The organism is Desulfomicrobium escambiense DSM 10707 (genome assembly GCF_000428825.1).
GTDB lineage: Bacteria > Desulfobacterota > Desulfovibrionia > Desulfovibrionales > Desulfomicrobiaceae > Desulfomicrobium > Desulfomicrobium escambiense.
Map to the genome: position 1 here is coordinate 73,541 of NZ_AUAR01000015.1, position 18,558 is coordinate 92,098.

The 18,558-nt window shown below is 62.9% G+C and carries 14 protein-coding genes and 1 tRNA gene; 12 read left to right on the top strand and 3 right to left on the bottom strand.

From position 1 onward, the window contains the following. Positions 1–71: 71 nt before the first annotated feature. From G394_RS0112640 to G394_RS0112650, 3 genes are read right to left on the bottom strand one after another with little or no spacing between them, the layout of a single operon-like run. Positions 72–353, bottom strand: a complete 282-nt coding sequence (locus G394_RS0112640; protein ID WP_028577960.1) for a peptidylprolyl isomerase — start codon at positions 351–353, stop codon at positions 72–74. 59 nt (positions 354–412) lie between these two features. Beyond that, on the bottom strand, positions 413–1,258 hold the full coding sequence (locus G394_RS0112645) for a 2-oxoacid:ferredoxin oxidoreductase subunit beta (protein WP_028577961.1): 846 nt from the start codon (positions 1,256–1,258) through the stop codon (positions 413–415). Then, complete coding sequence (locus G394_RS0112650) at positions 1,255–2,949, bottom strand: 2-oxoacid:acceptor oxidoreductase subunit alpha (RefSeq protein WP_028577962.1); 1,695 nt, start codon at positions 2,947–2,949, stop codon at positions 1,255–1,257. The genes G394_RS0112645 and G394_RS0112650 overlap by 4 nt, the downstream gene beginning before the upstream one ends. Positions 2,950–3,144: 195 nt before the next feature. Here G394_RS0112650 and G394_RS0112655 point away from each other — a divergent pair, with 195 nt between their 5' ends. The 12 genes from G394_RS0112655 (at position 3,145) to G394_RS0112710 (ending at position 18,412) form a co-directional block, all read left to right on the top strand. Then, positions 3,145–4,809: a hydantoinase/oxoprolinase family protein gene (locus tag G394_RS0112655; protein ID WP_028577963.1), complete on the top strand. Its 1,665-nt coding sequence runs from the start codon at positions 3,145–3,147 to the stop codon at positions 4,807–4,809. Positions 4,810–4,811: 2 nt separating this feature from the next. Then, positions 4,812–5,141, top strand: a complete 330-nt coding sequence (locus tag G394_RS0112660; protein WP_028577964.1) for a hypothetical protein — start codon at positions 4,812–4,814, stop codon at positions 5,139–5,141. Then, positions 5,138–6,031, top strand: coding sequence for a DMT family transporter (locus G394_RS0112665; RefSeq protein ID WP_051307173.1), 894 nt, complete (start codon positions 5,138–5,140; stop codon positions 6,029–6,031). Before G394_RS0112660 ends, G394_RS0112665 begins: the two co-directional genes overlap by 4 nt. Before the next feature lie 121 nt (positions 6,032–6,152). Continuing rightward, positions 6,153–7,625 (top strand): glucose-6-phosphate dehydrogenase, encoded by a 1,473-nt coding sequence (gene zwf, locus G394_RS0112670; RefSeq protein ID WP_043775827.1) that lies wholly within the window; start codon positions 6,153–6,155, stop codon positions 7,623–7,625. 70 nt (positions 7,626–7,695) lie between these two features. Continuing rightward, positions 7,696–8,781 (top strand): aminotransferase class IV, encoded by a 1,086-nt coding sequence (locus G394_RS0112675; protein WP_028577967.1) that lies wholly within the window; start codon positions 7,696–7,698, stop codon positions 8,779–8,781. A 192-nt stretch (positions 8,782–8,973) separates the two neighbouring features. Then, positions 8,974–9,049: transfer RNA gene (locus G394_RS0112680), tRNA-Ala, on the top strand. 193 nt (positions 9,050–9,242) lie between these two features. Beyond that, complete coding sequence (locus tag G394_RS0112685) at positions 9,243–11,636, top strand: type I restriction-modification system subunit M (RefSeq protein WP_028577968.1); 2,394 nt, start codon at positions 9,243–9,245, stop codon at positions 11,634–11,636. Next, positions 11,633–12,028 (top strand): DUF1016 N-terminal domain-containing protein, encoded by a 396-nt coding sequence (locus G394_RS19125; protein WP_211226275.1) that lies wholly within the window; start codon positions 11,633–11,635, stop codon positions 12,026–12,028. Before G394_RS0112685 ends, G394_RS19125 begins: the two co-directional genes overlap by 4 nt. Next, entirely contained in the window at positions 12,012–13,265 is a 1,254-nt protein-coding gene (locus G394_RS21415) for a restriction endonuclease subunit S (RefSeq protein ID WP_084435618.1), read from the top strand. The genes G394_RS19125 and G394_RS21415 overlap by 17 nt, the downstream gene beginning before the upstream one ends. Continuing rightward, on the top strand, positions 13,262–14,656 hold the full coding sequence (locus G394_RS0112700; protein ID WP_028577969.1) for an ATP-binding protein: 1,395 nt from the start codon (positions 13,262–13,264) through the stop codon (positions 14,654–14,656). The genes G394_RS21415 and G394_RS0112700 overlap by 4 nt, the downstream gene beginning before the upstream one ends. Further along, a complete protein-coding gene (locus G394_RS0112705) occupies positions 14,646–17,696 on the top strand; it encodes a type I restriction endonuclease subunit R (RefSeq protein WP_211226277.1) in 3,051 nt (1,016 codons plus the stop codon). The genes G394_RS0112700 and G394_RS0112705 overlap by 11 nt, the downstream gene beginning before the upstream one ends. Further along, positions 17,696–18,412 (top strand): M48 family metallopeptidase, encoded by a 717-nt coding sequence (locus G394_RS0112710; RefSeq protein WP_028577971.1) that lies wholly within the window; start codon positions 17,696–17,698, stop codon positions 18,410–18,412. The genes G394_RS0112705 and G394_RS0112710 overlap by 1 nt, the downstream gene beginning before the upstream one ends. The last annotated feature ends 146 nt before the right edge of the window (positions 18,413–18,558 follow it).

Here is an 18,558-nt window from a genome sequence, read left to right on the forward strand (position 1 = left end):
ATCCTCTTTTCCCAAAAAAAACCGGGCCACCAAGCAGCCCGGTTTCCACAGACAGGGGCGGAGCCGCTTCTTCAGGAGCGCTCGGTCACTTCCACCAGGTGGTAGCCGAACTGCGTCTTGACCGGTCCGTGAACCACGCCCACGGCTTCGTTGAAGCAGACGTGGTCGAACTCGGGCACCATCTGGCCCGGGCCGAAGGTGCCCAGGTCGCCACCGCGGCGGCCCGACGGGCACTGGGAATAGTTGCGGGCGAGTTCGGCGAAGTCTCCGCCTTCCTCGGTGATCTTCTTCTTCAGAGCCTGGCAGACCTCTTCGGTCGCCACCAGGATGTGACGGGCACGTGCTTTGGCCATGGTGATCTCCTTGATTTTTTCGTGGCCCTAACCCGATGCCCGCCGCTTGGCAAGACGCCTCAGGCGTAGCTCAACATGTGCGCCGCGACCTTGTCCATGTCCACGGGGCGCCGGTACATGGCCCCGTCCCTGCACTGCGGCAGGAGCGTCTCCTTGGACGGCCGCTGCTCGCGGTAGATGACGCCGATGGGGATTTCCTCGCCGAAGACCATGGCCGTCTTCATGGCCTCGTCCCAGTTCGCGGGGTCGTGGGAGACCTCCTTGCAGCGGGACTTGTACCAGGCGAAGGTGTTGACCTTGTTGAAGGAGATGCAGGGCGAGTGCATGTCCACCAGGGAGAAGCCCTTGTGCTGCATGGCCGCGACGATGGTCGCGGCGGCGTGCTCCTTGAAGCCCGAAAAGGACCTGGCCACGAAGGACGCGCGCATGGCCACGGCCACGGCCACGGGGTTGAAGGGCTGGTCGAACACGCCCAGGGGGTTGTTCTTGGTCACGTGGCCCGTCATAGTCGTGGGGCTCGCCTGGCCCTTGGTCAGGCCGTAGATCTGGTTGTTGTGCACGATGAGGGTGATGTCCAGGTTGCGGCGGATGGCGGCCAGCAGGTGGTTGCCGCCCTCTCCGTAGGAGCAGCCGTCGCCCGACTCCACGACGACCTTGAGCTCAGGGTTGACGAGCTTCAAGGCCTGGGCCGGCGGCAGGGCGCGGCCGTGCAGGCCGTTGAAGCCGTTGCCGCGGACGTAGTGCACGATCTTGGCCGCCTGGCCGATGCCCGAAACCACGGCGAACCGATGCGGTTCGAGATCCTGCCGGGCCAGGGCGTCCTTCAGGGCCAGGAGCACGTCGTGGTTGCCGCAGCCCGGGCACCAGGCCGTGACGTGTTCGCCGTATATCTTGCTGTCGATCATAATGCCTCCAGGATGGGCGCCAGGCGCTCCAGGACGTAGCCGGCCGTCAGGGCCCGGCCGTCGTAGCGCAGGACGGAGTTGGCGATGTGGAAACCCGTGGTCTCGCGCAGCAGCCGCGCGAACTGAGCCGTGCTGTTGCCCTCCACGGCCACCACGCATTCCGCCGCGTGCAGGCGCTGCAGGAAGGTTTCGGGCGCCAGGGGCCAGACCTGGGTGAAGCACAGGCTCGCGGCTTTGACGCCCCGCCCCTGCAGAATTCCTGCGACTTCGCGCAGGACTTCGCCCGAGGAGCCCCAGCCCACCAAGAGCAGGTCGGACTCGTCCTCGCCCGTGAAGACGGGCGGCAGGACCTCCGCCTGCAGCACGTCCATCTTGGCCAGGCGCTTGTCCTGCATGCGCACGCGGATGTCCGCGGCCTCGATGATGTGCCCCTGCTCGTCATGCTCGTGGCAGTCGGCCAGGACCAGGCTCTTGCCGTGGCCCGGGATGCGGCGCGGCGAAACGGGCGCGGACCAGTCGTAACGGTGGTAGCCGTCCGGGTCCGCGTCGCTCAGGTCGGGCTCTGCCACGGACGGCAGGGAGCCGAGGTCGAAGGGCTCTACGGACCGCACGGCGCTGGCCAGGTACTGGTCCGAGAGGATGAAGACCGGCCCCTGGGATTTCTCGGCCAGGTCGAAGGCCTTGTGCGTGAGGTGAAAGCAGTCCGCAACATCGGCCGGAGCCAGGATGGCGCGGTGGAACTCGCCGTGGCCGGCGCGCAGGACCAGCTCCAGGTCGGCCTGCTCCGTGCGCGTGGCCAGGCCCGTGGCCGGGCCGGGACGCTGGGCCACGGCGAAGACCACGGGCATCTCCATAACCCCGGCCAGGCTGACCGCCTCGGTCATCAGGGCAAAGCCGCCGCCCGAAGTGGGCACGATGCTGCGGGCCCCGCCAAAGGACGCGCCCAGGGCCATGTTGGCCGCCGCGATCTCATCCTCGGCCTGCTCCACCACCACGCCCATGTCCACGGCCACCTGCGCCAACCCCTCGGCGATGGAGGTGGCCGGCGACATGGGGTAGTAGCCGCAGAAGCGCACCCCGGCGGCCAGGGCGCCCAGAACCAGGGCCTGGTTGCCGTCCATGGCCAGCCGGGTCACGGAGTCGCCCTCGCCCGGCAGGGGCAGAGACGGCGTGTTGTCCGCGGCCCACCGCATGGACGCGGCCAGGACATCCAGGTTGCTGGACACGATCTGGTCGCCCTTGGCCCGGAAGTTGTCCGCCACAAGCTCCCGCAGGATGTCCGCCTCGATGCCGAGCATGGCGCCGAGCACGCCCATCAGGGCCACGTTGCGGAATACCGGCCGTGCGGCAAGCTCAGCGAAGGGAACGCCTATGAGGCCGGGTTCGGGCGCCATGTCCCAGCCGCCGTCGACGAGAATGACGGCCCCCTCGGCGAGCCTTTCCCGGTGCAGGTCCACGCTCTCGCGGCTCATGGCCGCCAGCAGATCGAAGGTATCGGGAGGACCCTGCACCGGCCGCGACGCCAGGCGCATGCGAAAATTGTTGTGCCCCCCGCGCACGCGGGACATGACGTGCTGCACGGTCAGCAGGTGGCGTCCGGAACGGACCACGGCCTTGCCCAGGAGTCCGGCCACCGTGTCCAGGCCCTGGCCGGCCTCTCCCCCCAGTATCAGATGAAGTTCTTCGCGCACGAATCTCTCCTTGGTTTCCCGTGGCCGCGACAACGCCGCACGGAAGTGAGCATGATGGCCCCTTTCGTTGCACATTTCGGCCATGGAGACAACCGCGGCCTGCCGTTTGTCACGAAAACGATCAGGCACAGGCTTTACGCCACAGCGCGAAATCCTTAATGCAGACCCGTCCGCACACCTTTCAAGGAAACGATCATGTCCTCAGAGCATTTCGTCATCGGCATCGACACCGGCGGCACCTACACCGACGCCGTGGTCCTCGACCGGCGCACCGGCCGGGTCGTGGCCTGCGCCAAGGTGCCGACCACGGCCCACGACCCGGCCCTGGCCATCGGCCGCGCCCTCGCGGACGTCCTGGCCGCTTCGGGCGCGGAACCGGAACGGATCGGGCTGGTCACGGTGTCCACCACCCTGGCCACCAACGCCCTGGTGGAGGACAAGGGCGCCGAGGTCGGACTCTTCGTCATCGGCCACGACAAACGCCTGCACGTCCCGGCGGCCGACTCGCGTTTCATCCCCGGCGGCCACAAGGCCCGGGGCGTGGAGGTCGAACCCCTGGGCATGGAGTTTCTGCTGAAGGGTATCTCCGCCATGCGCGGTCATGTGGACGCCTACGCCGTCTGCGCCCTGCTGGCCTTCGACGACCCGACCCACGAGCTCGTCGCGGCCAAGGCCATCGAACTGACGGACCCCAAGCCCGTGTTCTGCTCCCACCAGGCCAGCAGCCTGCCCGGCATCGAGGAGCGCGCCTCCACGGCAGTGCTGAACGCCCGCCTGCTGCCCGTCATGCAGGACTTTCTGCAGAGCATCGCCCGCTCCATGCAGCGTCTGGGCCTCTCCTGCCCCGTGCGCATCGTGCGCGGCGACGGCAAAAGCATGGACCTGGACCAAGCCCTGCGCAACTCGTCGTCCACCGTGGCCAGCGGCCCGGCGGCCACGGCCCTGTTCGGCGCCGACGCTGCGGCCGGCGACACGGCCGTCATCGTCGACGTGGGCGGCACCACCACGGACATCACCCTCATCCGCGACGGCCGTCCCGTCATCCGCGAGGAGGGCATGACCATCGGCGCCTGGCGCACCCATGTGCAGGCCGTGGAGATGTACACCGTGGGCCTGGGCGGGGACAGCGTGGCGCAGGTCTCGAACGGACTGATCTCCCTCGGTCCGGCCCGGGTCGTGCCCCTGTCCCAGGCCGGGCTGCATCTGGAAGGTGCGGCCCTTGACGCCGTGGAGAATCCGGCGGACTGGCTTGGGACGGACATGCGCGGGCAGTGCGTGCACCTGGCCCCGGGGACCGTCCCCGGCGACGACCCGATCCTGCGCCGGCTGGCGGAACGCGGCCCGGCCACGCCCTGGCAGCTGCGCCGGGACATCGGCATGGCCGAATCCAGCCTGGAGAAGGCCATCGCCCGGCTGCAGGCCGCACGAAGGGTCGTGTCCTGCGGCTTCACGCCCACGGACGCGCTGCACGTGCTGGGGCGCCTCAGTCTCGGCAACGCGGACGTGTCCCTGCGGGGGGCGAAGGTCCTGGCGGAACTGTGCGGCATGGCCCCCGAGGAGTTCTGCCTCCGGGTGCTCGAAAAGGCCGAAGGAACCATCGCCGCCACCATCCTCGAAGCCCTGAGCACGCGCGAGGTCGGGCCGGCCCTGGCCAGGTTCATGGGACAGTCCGGACAGAGCCCCCTTCTGGACATTTCCATCCGCCTCAAGGCGCGGATCATCGGCATCGGCGCGGCCGCGCCGTTCCTGCTGCCGGCGGTGGCCAGACGCCTGGGCACAGAAGTCGTCTTTCCGGACCATTACGAAGTCGGCAACGCCCTGGGCGCGGCCGTCATGGACAGCATCAACGCGGAGGCTTGAACATGCATTTCAGGGAACAGTGTTTTGCGGCGGCCATGGAAATCTGCAGCGAGAGCGAAGCGGCCGAGGTCGTCCACGGCTGGGTGCCCGGCGGACCCGGGTTCGTGGTCCACGCCTGGGCCGAGATCGAGGGCGGCGTCTACGACCTGACCGAAAGCGACCAGCCCATGCGCAAGGCCGACTACTACGCCCGCATGGGCGTGCGCCCGGAGCTGACCCGCCGCTACTCCCGGGTCGAGTACTTCACCCTCATGGCCGAGACCGGGAGCCTCGGGCCCTTCGACAAGGACCTCTTCTTCGCCAACGAAACGACCACACTGGCCCGGGGATGACCCTGCCCTTCGCCGGTGAGGTCGCGGCCCTGGCCGCGGCCTTCATCTGGTCCGTGGCGACCTTCCTCTACACCCGCACGGGCAACCGCGCCCCGGCCGTGTTCCTGAACCTGGTCAAGGGCGCCGTGGCCGTGGCCATGCTCACGGCGACCATCCTGGTCCTGGACGACGCGGCGCCGGACCTGACGGCGTCGCAGTGGCTGTGGCTGGCCGGCAGCGGCGTCGTGGGCATCAGCATCGGCGACAGCGCGTATTTCTCGGCCATCAAGCGCATCGGCCCCAGCCAGACGCTCCTGATCGAGTCCCTGGCACCGCCGCTGACGGGGGTGCTCGGCATGTTCTTCCTGGGCGAAGCCATCGGCCTGACGGCCTGGCTCGGCATCTTCCTGACCATGTCGGGCATCCTGTGGGTGGTCACGGAGCACCGGCCGCGCCAGCGCCCGAACCTCCCCGGCCTGGCCTTCGCCGCTCTGGCCGCCCTGTGCCAGGCCCTCGGCATGATCCTTTCCCGGCAGGTCATGGTCACCTCCGAGGTCACGCCCCTGTGGGCCGCCCTGGTCCGCCTGGGCGCCGCCAGCCTCGTGCTGTGGGCCGTCATGCCCGTGATCAGGCCGGGGCTGGTGCTGAACCGCGAAACCTGGCGGGACGTGGGCACCGCGCGCCACGGCTGGGCCCTCTTCACCCTGGCCGTGTTCCTGGGCACGTTCCTGGGCATCTGGCTGCAGCAGGCCTCCCTTAAGCTGACCAGCGCGGCCGTGGCCCAGACCCTCATCTCCGTCAGCCCCCTCTTCGCCCTGGGCCTGGCCAGGCTTGGGGGGCACCCCGTGTCCCGGCGCAGCGTCGTCGGCGCCCTGGTCACCCTGTGCGGGGTGGCCCTCTTCTTCCGCTGATCCGCCCCCTTCCCCCGTGGCGGCGCACTGGCGGAGCGACGGGCGGCAGGGCTTGCGTTTTGGCTTCGTCCTGCTATTTCTGACGGCTCCGGACCCGGACATTCATCCCCAGGGGAGCCCCATGACAGATCAGTTTTCCTGTCCCGTGCAGACCCAGGCCGACCCCGTCAGCCTGGTCGTCTTCGGCGCCACCGGGGATCTGGCCATGCGCAAGATCTACCCTGCTCTGGCCTCCCTGTGCCGCAACCAGCTCCTCAGCCACGACACGCGCATCCTGGCCGTGGGCCGCACGGAGATGGACACGGAACAGTACAGAAACCTGCTCGGCGACAGGCTGGCCGGAGCCGTCCCCTCCTCGTGCCTGGCGGATCTCGCCCCCAGGGTGAGCTACCTGCGCATGGACCCTGAGGACCCCGCCTCGGCCCGCTTCCTGGCCCTGGCCCTGAACGAGCTGGACGGCGGCGCCAAGGACCGCCTCTTCTACCTCGCCGTGCCGCCGTCGGCCTACATCCCCCTGGCCACGGCCATCGGCGAGGCCGGCCTGGCCCGACAGGACGAGGACCGGCGCGTGCGCATCGTCGTGGAAAAGCCCTTCGGCCGCGACCTGCCCACGGCCCGTGAGCTGGACGATGTCCTGCACCGCTATTTCCGGGAGAGCCAGATCTTCCGCATCGACCACTACATGGCCAAGGAAACGGTGCAGAACGTCCTGCTGCTGCGCTTCGCCAACGCCCTTTTCGAGCCCGTCTGGAACCGCCGCTACATCGACCACATCCGCATCACCGCGGCCGAGGACCTCGGCATCGGCCACCGCGCCGGGTTCTACGACCAGGCCGGGGTCCTGCGGGACATGTTCCAGAACCACATGATGATGCTCCTGGCCCTGTGCGCCATGGAGCCGCCGTCCCTGTTCGACGCCGAACTGGTCCGCGACGAGCGCTCCAAGGTCTTCCGCTCCCTGCGCCCCCTGGACCTGGAGCGCCTGGACGAGCAGCTGATCCTGGGCCAGTACGGGCCGGGCATGGTCGACGGCAAAACCGTGCCCGGCTACCTGCAGGAGCCCGGCGTGCGGCCGGACTCGACCACGCCGACGTTCGCCTGGATGAAGGTCTATCTGGACAACTGGCGCTGGCAGGGCGTGCCCTTCCACCTCTGTTCGGGCAAGCGCCTGGCGGCCAAGCACACCGAGATCTCGGTGCAGTTCAAGAGCGTGCCCGTGTCCATGTTCCGCAAGACCCACGGCGGCGCCATCCCGCCCAACAGACTGGTCATCGGCATCCACCCGCACGAGGTGGTCCGCCTGGAGGTCCAGACCAAAGGCCAGGGCTCGCGGCTGTGCCTGCAGGGCCAGTCCATGGAGTTTTCCTATGGCGCGGCCTCGGACCTCGGGCGCCTGGACGACTACGCCAAGGTGCTGCTGGACTGCATCACCGGCGACCAGACCCTCTTCTGGCGCCAGGACGCCGTGGAGCTGTGCTGGGGCTTTCTGACCCCGGTTCTCGACCGCTGCGACTGCGCGGATGACGCCTTGCCCCTGCACACCTACGTCGCCGGAGGGCCCGGACCAAGGGAGGCGGACCGCGCCACGCCCTAAAGGGCCACAATTTTCAGCACAACGGACGCACCACCCGCAACCATCAACCCGACACGCATCAGGAGGACCCATGGCCGGTTTCGAAGGCATCAAATGGGCCGGTTCCCAGGCACGCTACACGCTCCACGACAAGGCCTTCGCCATGGTGCCCACGGCCGACAAGGTCCCGGCGGTTTCCCGCTCCATCCACTACGGGATCTGTCTGGCTTTCGAGGGCATCCGCTACTTCATCGGCCCGGCCGAGGACGGCAGCCTGCACATCCAGTTCCTGAACCTGCACAAAAACCTGCAGCGCTTCCGCCGCTCCATCTCCTTCAATCTCGGCACGGCCCAGCAGGCCATGGTACCGACTGAAGAGGAGCTCGAAGGCCTGATCCTGCACTACCTGCGCAGCCCCGAACTGGCGGATTTCATCAGGGACATGGGCGAGACAGGCGGCCAGGGCTACCTGCGCCCCTTCACCGTGGACGAGTCCCAGTCCATTGGTGTGACCTTCCCCGAACGCCCGTCCATCCGCATGGTCACCTGCACCTACGACCGCTACCTGGGCGAGCCCTTCAGCGGCGTGGTCGTGCCCAACCTGGTGCGGGCCGTGGGCGCCAACGGTACGGGCAACCTGAAGCTCGGCGTGAACTACCTCCTGAGCGTCAAGGCCGTGGACGAGGCCAAAAGCATCCTGCCCGAGGCCAGTTCCGCCCTGTTCCTGGACGACCGACTGGACCTGCCCCTGCGCGACCGCCGCATCACGGAATGGGACTCGTCCTGCTGCCTCATCGCTCTGGCGGACGGCACGGTGGTGAAGATTCCCGAGAGCCCGCTCATCCTTCCTTCGGTGACCATCCAGGGCATCTGCGCCATCCTGCGCGAGGACGGCGTGACCGTGGAGGAGCGGGACATAACCTACGGCGAGTTCATGGCCCGGGCCGAGGCCGGGGAGATCGCGGCCATCGCCTCCATCGGCACGGCCGGCATCCTGAACCGGGCCCAGCGCCTGATCATGATCGACGAGAACAACGCGCCCTGCTGCGAGCTGCGCGCCCAGACCGGCCACCCCATGTACCACGCCCTGGGCAGGGCCAGGCAGACCTACTGGGACATCTACCAGGACAAGGCCCCGGTACCGGCGGGAATGACCCTGCAGAGCTACCTGATCTGAAAGCGCCGAACGCCTGAAAAGCGTTCTGGCAAGGCGCGCTCGTGCCCAGCATGGGTAAACCGATTTTGAAGGGCGAAGTGTAGCCGACTACATGAACCCTTCAAAATCGGTGAGCAACGCAGTCCAGAACGCTTTTCAGGTGTTCGGCTGTTGACAACCGGGCCCGGACCCCATATCAGGCTTCCCACACGTGGGGATGTAGCTCAGCTGGGAGAGCGCTGCGTTCGCAATGCAGAGGCCAGGAGTTCGATCCTCCTCATCTCCACCACAGGAAAAATCAGGGTCTGGATGTAAAAATCCGGGCCCTTTTCTCATTTCCTGTCCCCAGGACACCGACTCCAATCCATTCTATCGCCTATAATTCTTGACACTTCAAAGTTGATCGGGCTTAGGTACCAGGCTGCAACACATAGAGCTTCCTCGAACCGGAAGCCTCCTGCCTCTGTAACCAAGACACGATCATGGCACTCAAGAAATCCGAACTCTACTCCTCGCTCTGGCAATCCTGCGACGAACTGCGCGGCGGCATGGATGCCAGCCAGTACAAGGACTACGTCCTCGTCCTCCTGTTCATCAAATACATCTCTGACAAATACGCGGGCCAGCCGTACGCGCCCATAACCATCCCGCAAGGCGCGAGTTTTGCCGACATGGCCGCCATGAAGGGCAAGAGCGATATCGGCGACCAGATCAACAAAAAGATCCTCGCGCCCTTGGCAGCCGCCAACAAGCTCTCGGACTTCCCGGACTTCAACGACGCCACCAAGCTCGGCACCGGCAAGGAGATGGTCGACAGGCTGACCAACCTCATCGCCATCTTCGAGAATCCGGTCCTGGATTTTTCAAAGAATCGGGCCGACGGCGACGACATTCTGGGCGACGCCTACGAATACCTCATGCGCCACTTCGCCACCGAAAGCGGCAAGAGCAAGGGGCAGTTCTACACCCCCGCCGAGGTCAGCCTGATCATTGCCCAGATCCTGGGCGTCCGCGAGGCCCAAACCTCCGCCAACACCTCGGTCTATGACCCGACCTGCGGTTCGGGTTCGCTCCTGCTCAAGGTCGCCCACGAAGCGCCCACACCCGTGACCCTCTACGGGCAGGAGAAGGACGCCGCCACCAGCAGTCTGGCGCGCATGAACATGATCCTGCACGACAACCCCACCGCCCTCATCGTGCAGGGCAACACCCTGGCCGACCCGAAGTTCACGGACAACGGGGCCCTCAAGACATTCGACTACGTAGTCGCCAATCCGCCCTTTTCCGACAAGCGCTGGACCAGCGGGCTCGATCCGGAAAACGACGCGCACGGCCGCTTCCAGTCCTTCGGCGTGCCCCCGGCCAAGCAGGGGGATTACGCCTATCTGCTGCACATCGTGCGGTCGCTGAAAAGCACCGGCAAGGGTGCGTGTATCCTGCCCCACGGCGTGCTCTTCCGGGGAAACGCCGAGGCCGACATCCGCCGCAATCTGGTGCGCAAGGGCTACATCAAGGGCATCATCGGCCTGCCCGCCAACCTCTTCTACGGCACGGGCATCCCGGCCTGCATCATCGTCATCGACAAGGCCGAGGCCGCAAGCCGCAAGGGCATCTTCATGATCGACGCCAGTTCCGGCTTCATGAAGGACGGTCCCAAGAACCGCCTGCGCGCCCAGGACATCCACAAGATCGTGGATGTGTTCACCAAGGGGCTGGAATTTCCCAAATACTCGCGCATGGTCAGCCTGGAGGAGATCGAGAAGAACGACTTCAACCTGAACCTGCCGCGCTACATCGACAGCCAGGAGCCCGAGGACCGTCAGGATATCGAAGGCCATCTGCGCGGGGGCATCCCCCAGGCCGACGTGGACGCCCTGGCCCGGTACTGGGAGGTCTGCCCCGGCCTCAAGTCCGCGCTCTTCGCGCCCAATCGGCCGGGATACCTGAATCTCTCGGTGGACAAGGCCGGCATCAAACCCGCCATCTACGAACATCCCGAATTCGCGGCGTTCATCGCCGACATGCAGGCCCACTTCACGCGATGGCGAGACGCGGCCTGCGCCACTCTCAAAAACCTCGTGCCCGGCTTCGCGCCCAAGGATCTGGCCGTGCGCCTGTCCGAAGAACTGCTGTCCCACTACACCGGCCGCGCGCTCATCAAGCACTACAACGTGTACCAGCACTTCATGGACTACTGGGCCGCGACCATGCAGGACGACTGCTATCTCATAGCGGCCGACGGCTGGAGTGCCAGGACCTACCGCATCATCGAGACGGACAAGAAGGGCAAGACCAAGGACAAGGGCTGGACCTGCGACCTCGTTCCCAAGCCCCTGATCGTGGCCCGCTACTTTGCCAGGGAACAGGCCGCGCTGGACGCTCTGACGGCGGATTTGGAAACCGTGTCCGGCCGCATGGTCGAACTGGAAGAGGAACACGGCGGGGACGAGGGCGCATTCGCCGAGCTGGACAAGATCAACAAGGCCTGCGTCAGCGTCCGGCTCAAGGAGGTCCGCTTCGACGCAAACTCCAAGGAAGAAACCAGGATTCTGAACGCATGGCTCAAACTCTGCCAGCAGGAAGCGGACCTCAAAAAGAAGGTCAAGGAGGCCGAAGCCGACCTCGATACGGCGGCCTACCGGCACTACCCCAAACTGACCGAAGCCGAGATCAAAACCCTGGTGGTGGAAGACAAATGGCTGGCCAGTTTGGAAGCCGCCATCCACGGCGAAATGGACCGCATCAGCCAGGCTCTGACCCGACGTGTGCGGATGCTGGCCGAACGCTACGCCAAACCGCTGCCGCAGCTGGTGGGAGAAGTGGAAGCACTGGCGGCCCGCGTCGATGCGCACCTCCGACGAATGGGGGTAGCATGAAGACAAACTCGCCCACGCTTCCCGCAGACTATGCACAGTGGCTGGCCGACCTCAAACGTCGTATCGCCGGAACCCGGCAGCGCGTCGTGCTGGCGGCCAATGCCCAGCAAATTCAGCTTTATCACGAACTCGGCCGCGACATTCTCGCGCGTCAGGCCCAGGAAGGCTGGGGGGCCAAGGTCATCGACCGTCTCTCCGTCGATTTGCGTAGCGCCTTTCCGGACATGAAGGGGCTGTCCAGCCGCAATCTCAAATATATTAAGTACTTTGCAGAGCTGTGCCCGGACGGTCATTTTGGGCAGCAGTCTGCTGCCCAAAATGACCGTGGTTCCATGAGAAAGCCTGTCCTCACGATCTGGAAGGAGGCGCGCAACCATGAAACCCGGCAATAAATGCCCGCAAGGGTATAAACAGACCGAAGTTGGCGTTATTCCGGAGGATTGGGAGACAAGGCCATGCTCGGAAGTGAGCGAACGCATCATGGTTGGTATCGTGATTCGTCCGACTCAGTATTACGTCAGCAACGGGGTGCCAGCTTTTCGTTCGGCAAATATCCGCGAGGACGGGATAAACGACTTAGACCTCGTTTTTATCAGCGAAGAATCCAATGCCCTCTTAGCAAAAAGCCAGACTCGGACCGGTGACGTTCTCACGGTCAGAACCGGCTATCCGGGAACGAGTGCCGTCGTTTACAGCCGACATGAAGGATGTAACTGCATTGATCTTCTCATCACTCGGCCATCCAAAAAATTAGACTCTGAATGGTTGGCCATTTGGGTCAATTCACCGTCCGGTAAGGAGCAAGTTCTTCGCAATCAAGGCGGGCTCGCTCAAAAACATTTCAATGTTGGCGATATGCGGAATCTCGTTGTCGCTCTTCCCCCTCTCCCCGAACAACGCGCCATCGCGGAGGCGCTCTCGGATGTGGACGAGCTTCTGGATGCACTGGACCGACTCATCGCCAAGAAGCGCGACATCAAACAGGCCGCCATGCAGCAACTCCTCACCGGCCAAACCCGCCTGCCGGGGTTTAGTGGGAAGTGGGAGGTGAAGCGGTTAAACGCACTTGCGGATATTCATAGCGGGGGGACTCCCAGCACGGGCGAATCTTGCTTTTGGGATGGTGAGATTCCTTGGTGCACACCGACGGACATTACGGCGCTCGACGGACACAAATATCTTGGTGAAACCGCTCGAAGGATTACGCAACTCGGGCTCAAAGCGAGTTCAGCTGAATTGATTCCAGGCAATTCAGTCATCATGACATCACGGGCCACAATCGGCGAATGCGCCATCAATGTTGTTCCGGTCACAACCAACCAGGGCTTCAAGAACTTCATTCCATTCAAGACAACTAACGTTGAGTTTCTTTACTATCTGCTCGGAACGCATAAACAAGGATTCATCAGCCTTTGTGGCGGCAGTACCTTCCTGGAGATTAGCAAGACCCAACTTGCCGCATATGAGGTGCGGCTACCCCCCACCCAAGCCGAGCAAACCGCCATCGCCGAAGTCCTCTCGGACATGGACGTCGAACTTGCCGCCCTGGAACAGCGGCGGAACAAGACCCGCCGGCTCAAGCAAGGCATGATGCAGGAACTGTTGACCGGGAGGATACGTCTGCTGTGAAAGAAAGCCAGAATATCGAATGGAAACAATCATGGCGTGATGAATACCTCAAGTGGATCTGCGGCTTTGCCAATGCTCAGGGTGGGACGTTGATCATCGGCAAGAATGATCGGGGCGAAGTGCTGGGTCTCGCCAATGCCGCAAAACTGATGGAAGACATCCCCAACAAGGTCCGCGATGTTCTGGGCATGGTGGTGCCGGTCAACATCCACAACGAGGGCGGAAAAGAGTGGCTGGAAATTATCGTGGAGCCCTATCCCAGCCCAATCAGCTACAAAGGCGAATACCACTACCGCAGCGGCAGCACAAAGCAGGAGTTGAAGGGAGCGGCGCTGGACAAATTTCTACTGCAAAAACAGGGCAGGCGTTGGGATGGCGTGCCGGTGCCGGGCTTTGGCGTGAACGACTGCAGCTTCGCTGCGTTCAAACTGTTCAAAGCCAAGGCCGCCAAAAGTGGACGCATGAGCGAAGAGGTCTTGCAAGATGACAACGACCAGTTGCTGGACAATCTGCAGCTCAAGGACGGCCGTTATCTCAAAAAAGCCGCGACATTGCTGTTTTTCGATCAGCCGGAAAAATTTGTCGGCGGTGCCTACATAAAAATCGGTTTCTTCGTGACGGATGATGATCTGCGCTATCAGGATGAAATCCACGGCAATGTCTTCGAGCAGGTCGAAAAAACTCTGGAAATCTTATATTTCAAATATCTGAAAGCCTACATCCGCTATGAAGGCATACAGCGGGTTGAGGAATTTCTGTTCCCTCGACTAGCCTTGCGTGAGGCCTTGCTCAATGCGGTGGTGCACAAGGATTACAGCAGCGGCATCCCGATCCAAATCAGTGTGTACGATGATAAAATTGTGATGTGGAGCCCCGGACAATTACCGCAAGACTGGACCATCGAACGGCTCTTAGGCAAACACCCATCAGCTCCGTACAATCCTCTTCTAGCCAATGCCTTCTTTCGCGCAGGCTATATTGAATCGTGGGGTCGAGGCATCGAAAAAATCAACCGCGAATGCAAAGAATATGGCATCGCACCACCCCTCTACGACTACAGCATGTCCGGACTGATGCTCACATTCATAGCCAATCCTGAACACGTGAATGCAGCGCTCAGAGAACACGCCTCAAATCAGCACCGGGGTGACACACCGCAAAAAAAGCTGGTGAAAACGCCGGTGAAAACGCCGGTGAAAACGCCGGAAAAAATTCTCCGGCTTCTGGCGGCAAAGCCATCCATGACTCTGAACGAGGTCGCCGCCGAAATTCAGAAATCACTCAGCGCGGTTGAGCGCGCCAGTTCCAAGCTGGTGAAAGAAGGGCGAATGAAATATGTCGGTCCTCAAAAAGGTGGTCATTGGGAAGTGTTGGAAGAGTATGATGAATAACATCGGCCAGCCGGAACGCCACACCCAGAACCGGGTCATCGCCCTCTTCCGCCAGGAACTGGGCTACCGCTTCCTGGGTGACTGGACCGATCGCCACAACAGCAACATCGAAGAACATCTTCTTTCCGACTGGCTGGTAAAATCCGGCCACAATCAAGCCCAAATCAGCCGGGCTCTCCACATCCTGCGCACCGAAGCATCCAACCCCAATCGCAGCCTCTACGAGAACAACAGGATCGTGTACGGGCTGCTGCGCTACGGCGTGCAGGTCAAAACCGACGCCGGGAAGGTCACGAATACGGTCCAGCTCATCGACTGGGACGCCCCGGAGAACAACGACTTCGCCCTGGCCGAGGAAGTGACCCTCAAGGGCAGACACGAACGCCGCCCCGATCTTGTCCTGTATGTCAACGGTATTGCCGTGGGCGTCATCGAACTCAAGAACAGCCGCGTATCCATCGGCGACGGCATCCGGCAGCTTCTGTCCAACCAGAAGCCCGAATTCAACGCCTGGTTCTTCTCCACGGTCCAGATCGTTTTCGCGGGCAACGACACCGAAGGGCTGCGCTACGGCGCCATCGGCACGCCCGAGAAATTTTTCCTCCGCTGGAAAGAGGATGACATTGACCAGGGCCGCTTCCTGCTCGACAAGTACCTGCTCAAGATCTGCCGCAAGGACCGCCTCATCGAGCTCATGCACGATTTCGTGCTCTTTGACGGCGGCGTGAAAAAGCTCCCCCGCGTGCATCAGTATTTCGGCATCAAGGCGGCGCAGGAGCACGTGCGGGCCTACAAGGGCGGCATCATCTGGCACACCCAGGGCAGCGGCAAGAGCATCGTCATGGTCCTGCTGGCGCGTTGGATTCTGGAATACAATCCGCACGCGCGCGTGGCCATCATCACGGACCGCGACGAGCTGGACAAACAGATCGAGCGGGTCTTCACGGACAGCGGAGAGCCGATCAAAAGAGCCTCCAGCGGACGGGACCTGATGACGCAGCTCGGGCGTCCCCTGCCGCGTCTGCTCTGCTCGCTGGTGCACAAGTTCGGACGCCGAGACGTGGACGATTTGGAACGCTTCATCGCCGACCTGGAAGCAAGCCCAAGCCAGACAGTGGGCGAAATCTTCGTCTTCGTGGACGAGTGCCACCGCACCCAGAGCGGCAAGCTGCACCGGGTCATGAAGGCCATGCTGCCCAGCGCCGTCTTCATCGGCTTCACAGGCACCCCGCTTCTGAAGCAGGATCGCCAAACCAGCCTCGAAGTGTTCGGCGGGTACATCCACACCTACAAATTCGGCGAGGCCGTGGAAGACGGGGTGATCCTCGATCTGGTCTACGAGGCGCGAGACATCGACCAACGGCTCGGTTCGCAGGACAAAGTCGACGCCTGGTTCGAGGCTAAAACCAAGGGTCTGAACGACTGGCAGAAGGATGAACTGAAAAAGCACTGGGGGACCATGCAGAAGGTCCTCAGTTCCCGGTCCCGCATGGACAAGGTGGTGGCGGACATCCTGTTCGACTTCAGCGTCAAGCCCCGGCTTTCCAGCGAGCGCGGCAACGCCATCCTCGTGGCATCGAGCATCTACGAAGCCTGCAAATATTTCAGCATGTTCCAAAAGACACCGCTCAAAGGCAAATGCGCGGTGGTGACCTCCTACAACCCGCAGGCGGGCGACATCAGCAAGGAGGACGTCGGCGAGAATTCCGAGACGGACAAGGAATTCATCTACGCCACCTACACGGACCTGCTGCGGGATGTGCAGCCCAAGCCGGGCAAGACCAGGACCGAGACCTACGAAGACGAGGCCAAGCGGCTCTTTGTCGACGAACCGGTCAACATGAAACTCCTCATCGTCGTGGACAAGCTGCTGACAGGCTTCGACGCCCCGCCATGCACCTACCTCTACATCGACAAATCCATGCAGGACCACGGCCTGTTCCAGGCCATCTGCCGCACCAACCGCCTGGACGGGGATGACAAGGATTTCGGCTATATCGTCGATTACAAGGATCTCTTCAAAAAGGTCGAGAACGCCATCGCCGTGTACACGTCGGAACTGCACAGCGCCCCCGGCGAAGCCGATCCGCAGATCCTGTTACGGGACCGCCTCAAGACAGGGCGGGAAGGCTTGGACCGGGCGCTGGAAGACATTCGGCTCCTGTGCGAACCGGTCGAGCCGCCCAAGGGAGAGCTTGAACACATCCGCTATTTCTGCGGCAATTCCGAAAACCCCGACGACCTCCAGGAGCGCGAGCCGCAACGGGTCGCCCTGTACAAGGCCACGGTGGCCCTGATCCGAGCCTACGCCGGCATCGCCGACGAACTGGAAGCGGCTGGCTACTCCTCCAAGGAGGTCGAGCGCATCAAAACGGACGTGAAAACCTATACCGACCTGCGCGAGATCATCCGCAACGCAAGCGGCGAAACCCTGGACCTGAAGCCCTACGAGGCGGACATGCGCCACCTCATCGACACGTACATCGAGGCGGATTCCTCGCGCGTCATTTCGCCTTTCGCGAACATGCCCCTCTTGGACCTGATCGTGAAGACCGGCATCGCCGACGCCATCGCCCAACGCCTTGAAGGCTTGAAGGGGAACAAGAACGCCATCGCCGAATCCATCGAAAACAACGTCCGCCGCAAAATCATGCAGGAGTACCTGAACAATCCCGCCTTCTACGACAGGATGTCGGCCCTGCTGGAAGAGATCATCGCGGCCCGGAAGGCCAGAGCCGTGGAATACGAGGAGTATCTGCGGCGGATCGCCGAACTGGTACGACAAGCCACCGCCGGGCACGGCGGCGCTGCGCCCAAGACGCTCGACACCCCCGGCAAACGCGCGCTTTACGACAACCTGAGCGAGGACGAGGAGCTTGCCCTGCGTGTCCACTCCACTCTGCGGGAAACATGTCCGGACGGCTGGCGCGGAGTTATGCCCCGAGAGCAGACCGTCAAAAGCGGACTGTATGGCGTCCTGCAGGATGAAGACGACGTGGAGCGCATCTTCCAGGTCGTGTTCAACCAAAAGGAATATTGATGGCCTCGCGCATCGATCTGAGCGACATTTCCATCGACGTCATCCGCAAGGATATCAAGAACATCCATCTGAGCGTGAATCCGCCTGACGGCCAAGTTCGCATTTCCGCGCCCGAACGCATGAGTCTGGACGCCGTCCGCGTCTTCGCCATTTCGAAGATAGGCTGGATCAGGAAGCAACAGATGAAGATTCGCGAACAGGAGCGTGAGACGCCGCGCGAATATCTGGAGCGGGAGAGTCATTACGTCTGGGGCAGACGCCACCTTCTGACCATCCAGGAGACCGATGCCGCACCGGTGGTCAGGCGCAGGCCCGGCAAGCTCATCCTCCAGATCCGCCCCGGCGCGGACGAAAAAACGAGGCAAGCCGTGCTGGATGACTTCTACCGCGAACTGATCAAACACGAAGCCCCGGCCATTGTCGCCAAATGGGAACCGGTGCTTGGCGTGCAGGTCAAACGCCTTTTCGTACAGCACATGAAAACCAAATGGGGCAGCTGCAATCCGGTTGCGCGGACCATCCGGCTCAATACGGACCTGGCCAAAAAGCCGACGGAGTGTCTGGAATACATCGTGGTGCACGAGATGACGCATCTCCTTGAGCCGACGCACAACGCGAAATTTGTCACCCTGATGGACCAGTTCATGCCCTTATGGGGGCAGTATAAAGATCAGCTAAATCGGCTGCCGGTACGGCATGAGGAGTGGGAATACTAGATGGCTGTCTGCAGCTACGTTTACAAAATCTGTCCTTAAACTTCATCATTACATAACGTTATCCTTCTGAATCCTGACGAAATCACCTCGATGATTCAGGCGTGTTGCACTCCCCGCGATTCTTCAGCTATGGTTCATGCCTGACC

What these genes read in the sequence shown, in the direction of transcription:
- G394_RS0112655 (WP_028577963.1), top strand. Translation starts at nt 3,145, where the DNA reads ATGTCCTCAGAGCATTTCGTCATCGGCATCGACACCGGCGGCACCTAC.
- G394_RS19125 (WP_211226275.1), top strand. Translation starts at nt 11,633, where the DNA reads ATGAAGACAAACTCGCCCACGCTTCCCGCAGACTATGCACAGTGGCTG.
- G394_RS21415 (WP_084435618.1), top strand. Translation starts at nt 12,012, where the DNA reads ATGAAACCCGGCAATAAATGCCCGCAAGGGTATAAACAGACCGAAGTT.
- G394_RS0112660 (WP_028577964.1), top strand. Translation starts at nt 4,812, where the DNA reads ATGCATTTCAGGGAACAGTGTTTTGCGGCGGCCATGGAAATCTGCAGC.
- G394_RS0112645 (WP_028577961.1), bottom strand. Translation starts at nt 1,258, where the DNA reads ATGATCGACAGCAAGATATACGGCGAACACGTCACGGCCTGGTGCCCG.
- G394_RS0112675 (WP_028577967.1), top strand. Translation starts at nt 7,696, where the DNA reads ATGGCCGGTTTCGAAGGCATCAAATGGGCCGGTTCCCAGGCACGCTAC.
- G394_RS0112640 (WP_028577960.1), bottom strand. Translation starts at nt 353, where the DNA reads ATGGCCAAAGCACGTGCCCGTCACATCCTGGTGGCGACCGAAGAGGTC.
- zwf (WP_043775827.1), top strand. Translation starts at nt 6,153, where the DNA reads ATGACAGATCAGTTTTCCTGTCCCGTGCAGACCCAGGCCGACCCCGTC.
- G394_RS0112710 (WP_028577971.1), top strand. Translation starts at nt 17,696, where the DNA reads ATGGCCTCGCGCATCGATCTGAGCGACATTTCCATCGACGTCATCCGC.
- G394_RS0112705 (WP_211226277.1), top strand. Translation starts at nt 14,646, where the DNA reads ATGATGAATAACATCGGCCAGCCGGAACGCCACACCCAGAACCGGGTC.
- G394_RS0112685 (WP_028577968.1), top strand. Translation starts at nt 9,243, where the DNA reads ATGGCACTCAAGAAATCCGAACTCTACTCCTCGCTCTGGCAATCCTGC.
- G394_RS0112665 (WP_051307173.1), top strand. Translation starts at nt 5,138, where the DNA reads ATGACCCTGCCCTTCGCCGGTGAGGTCGCGGCCCTGGCCGCGGCCTTC.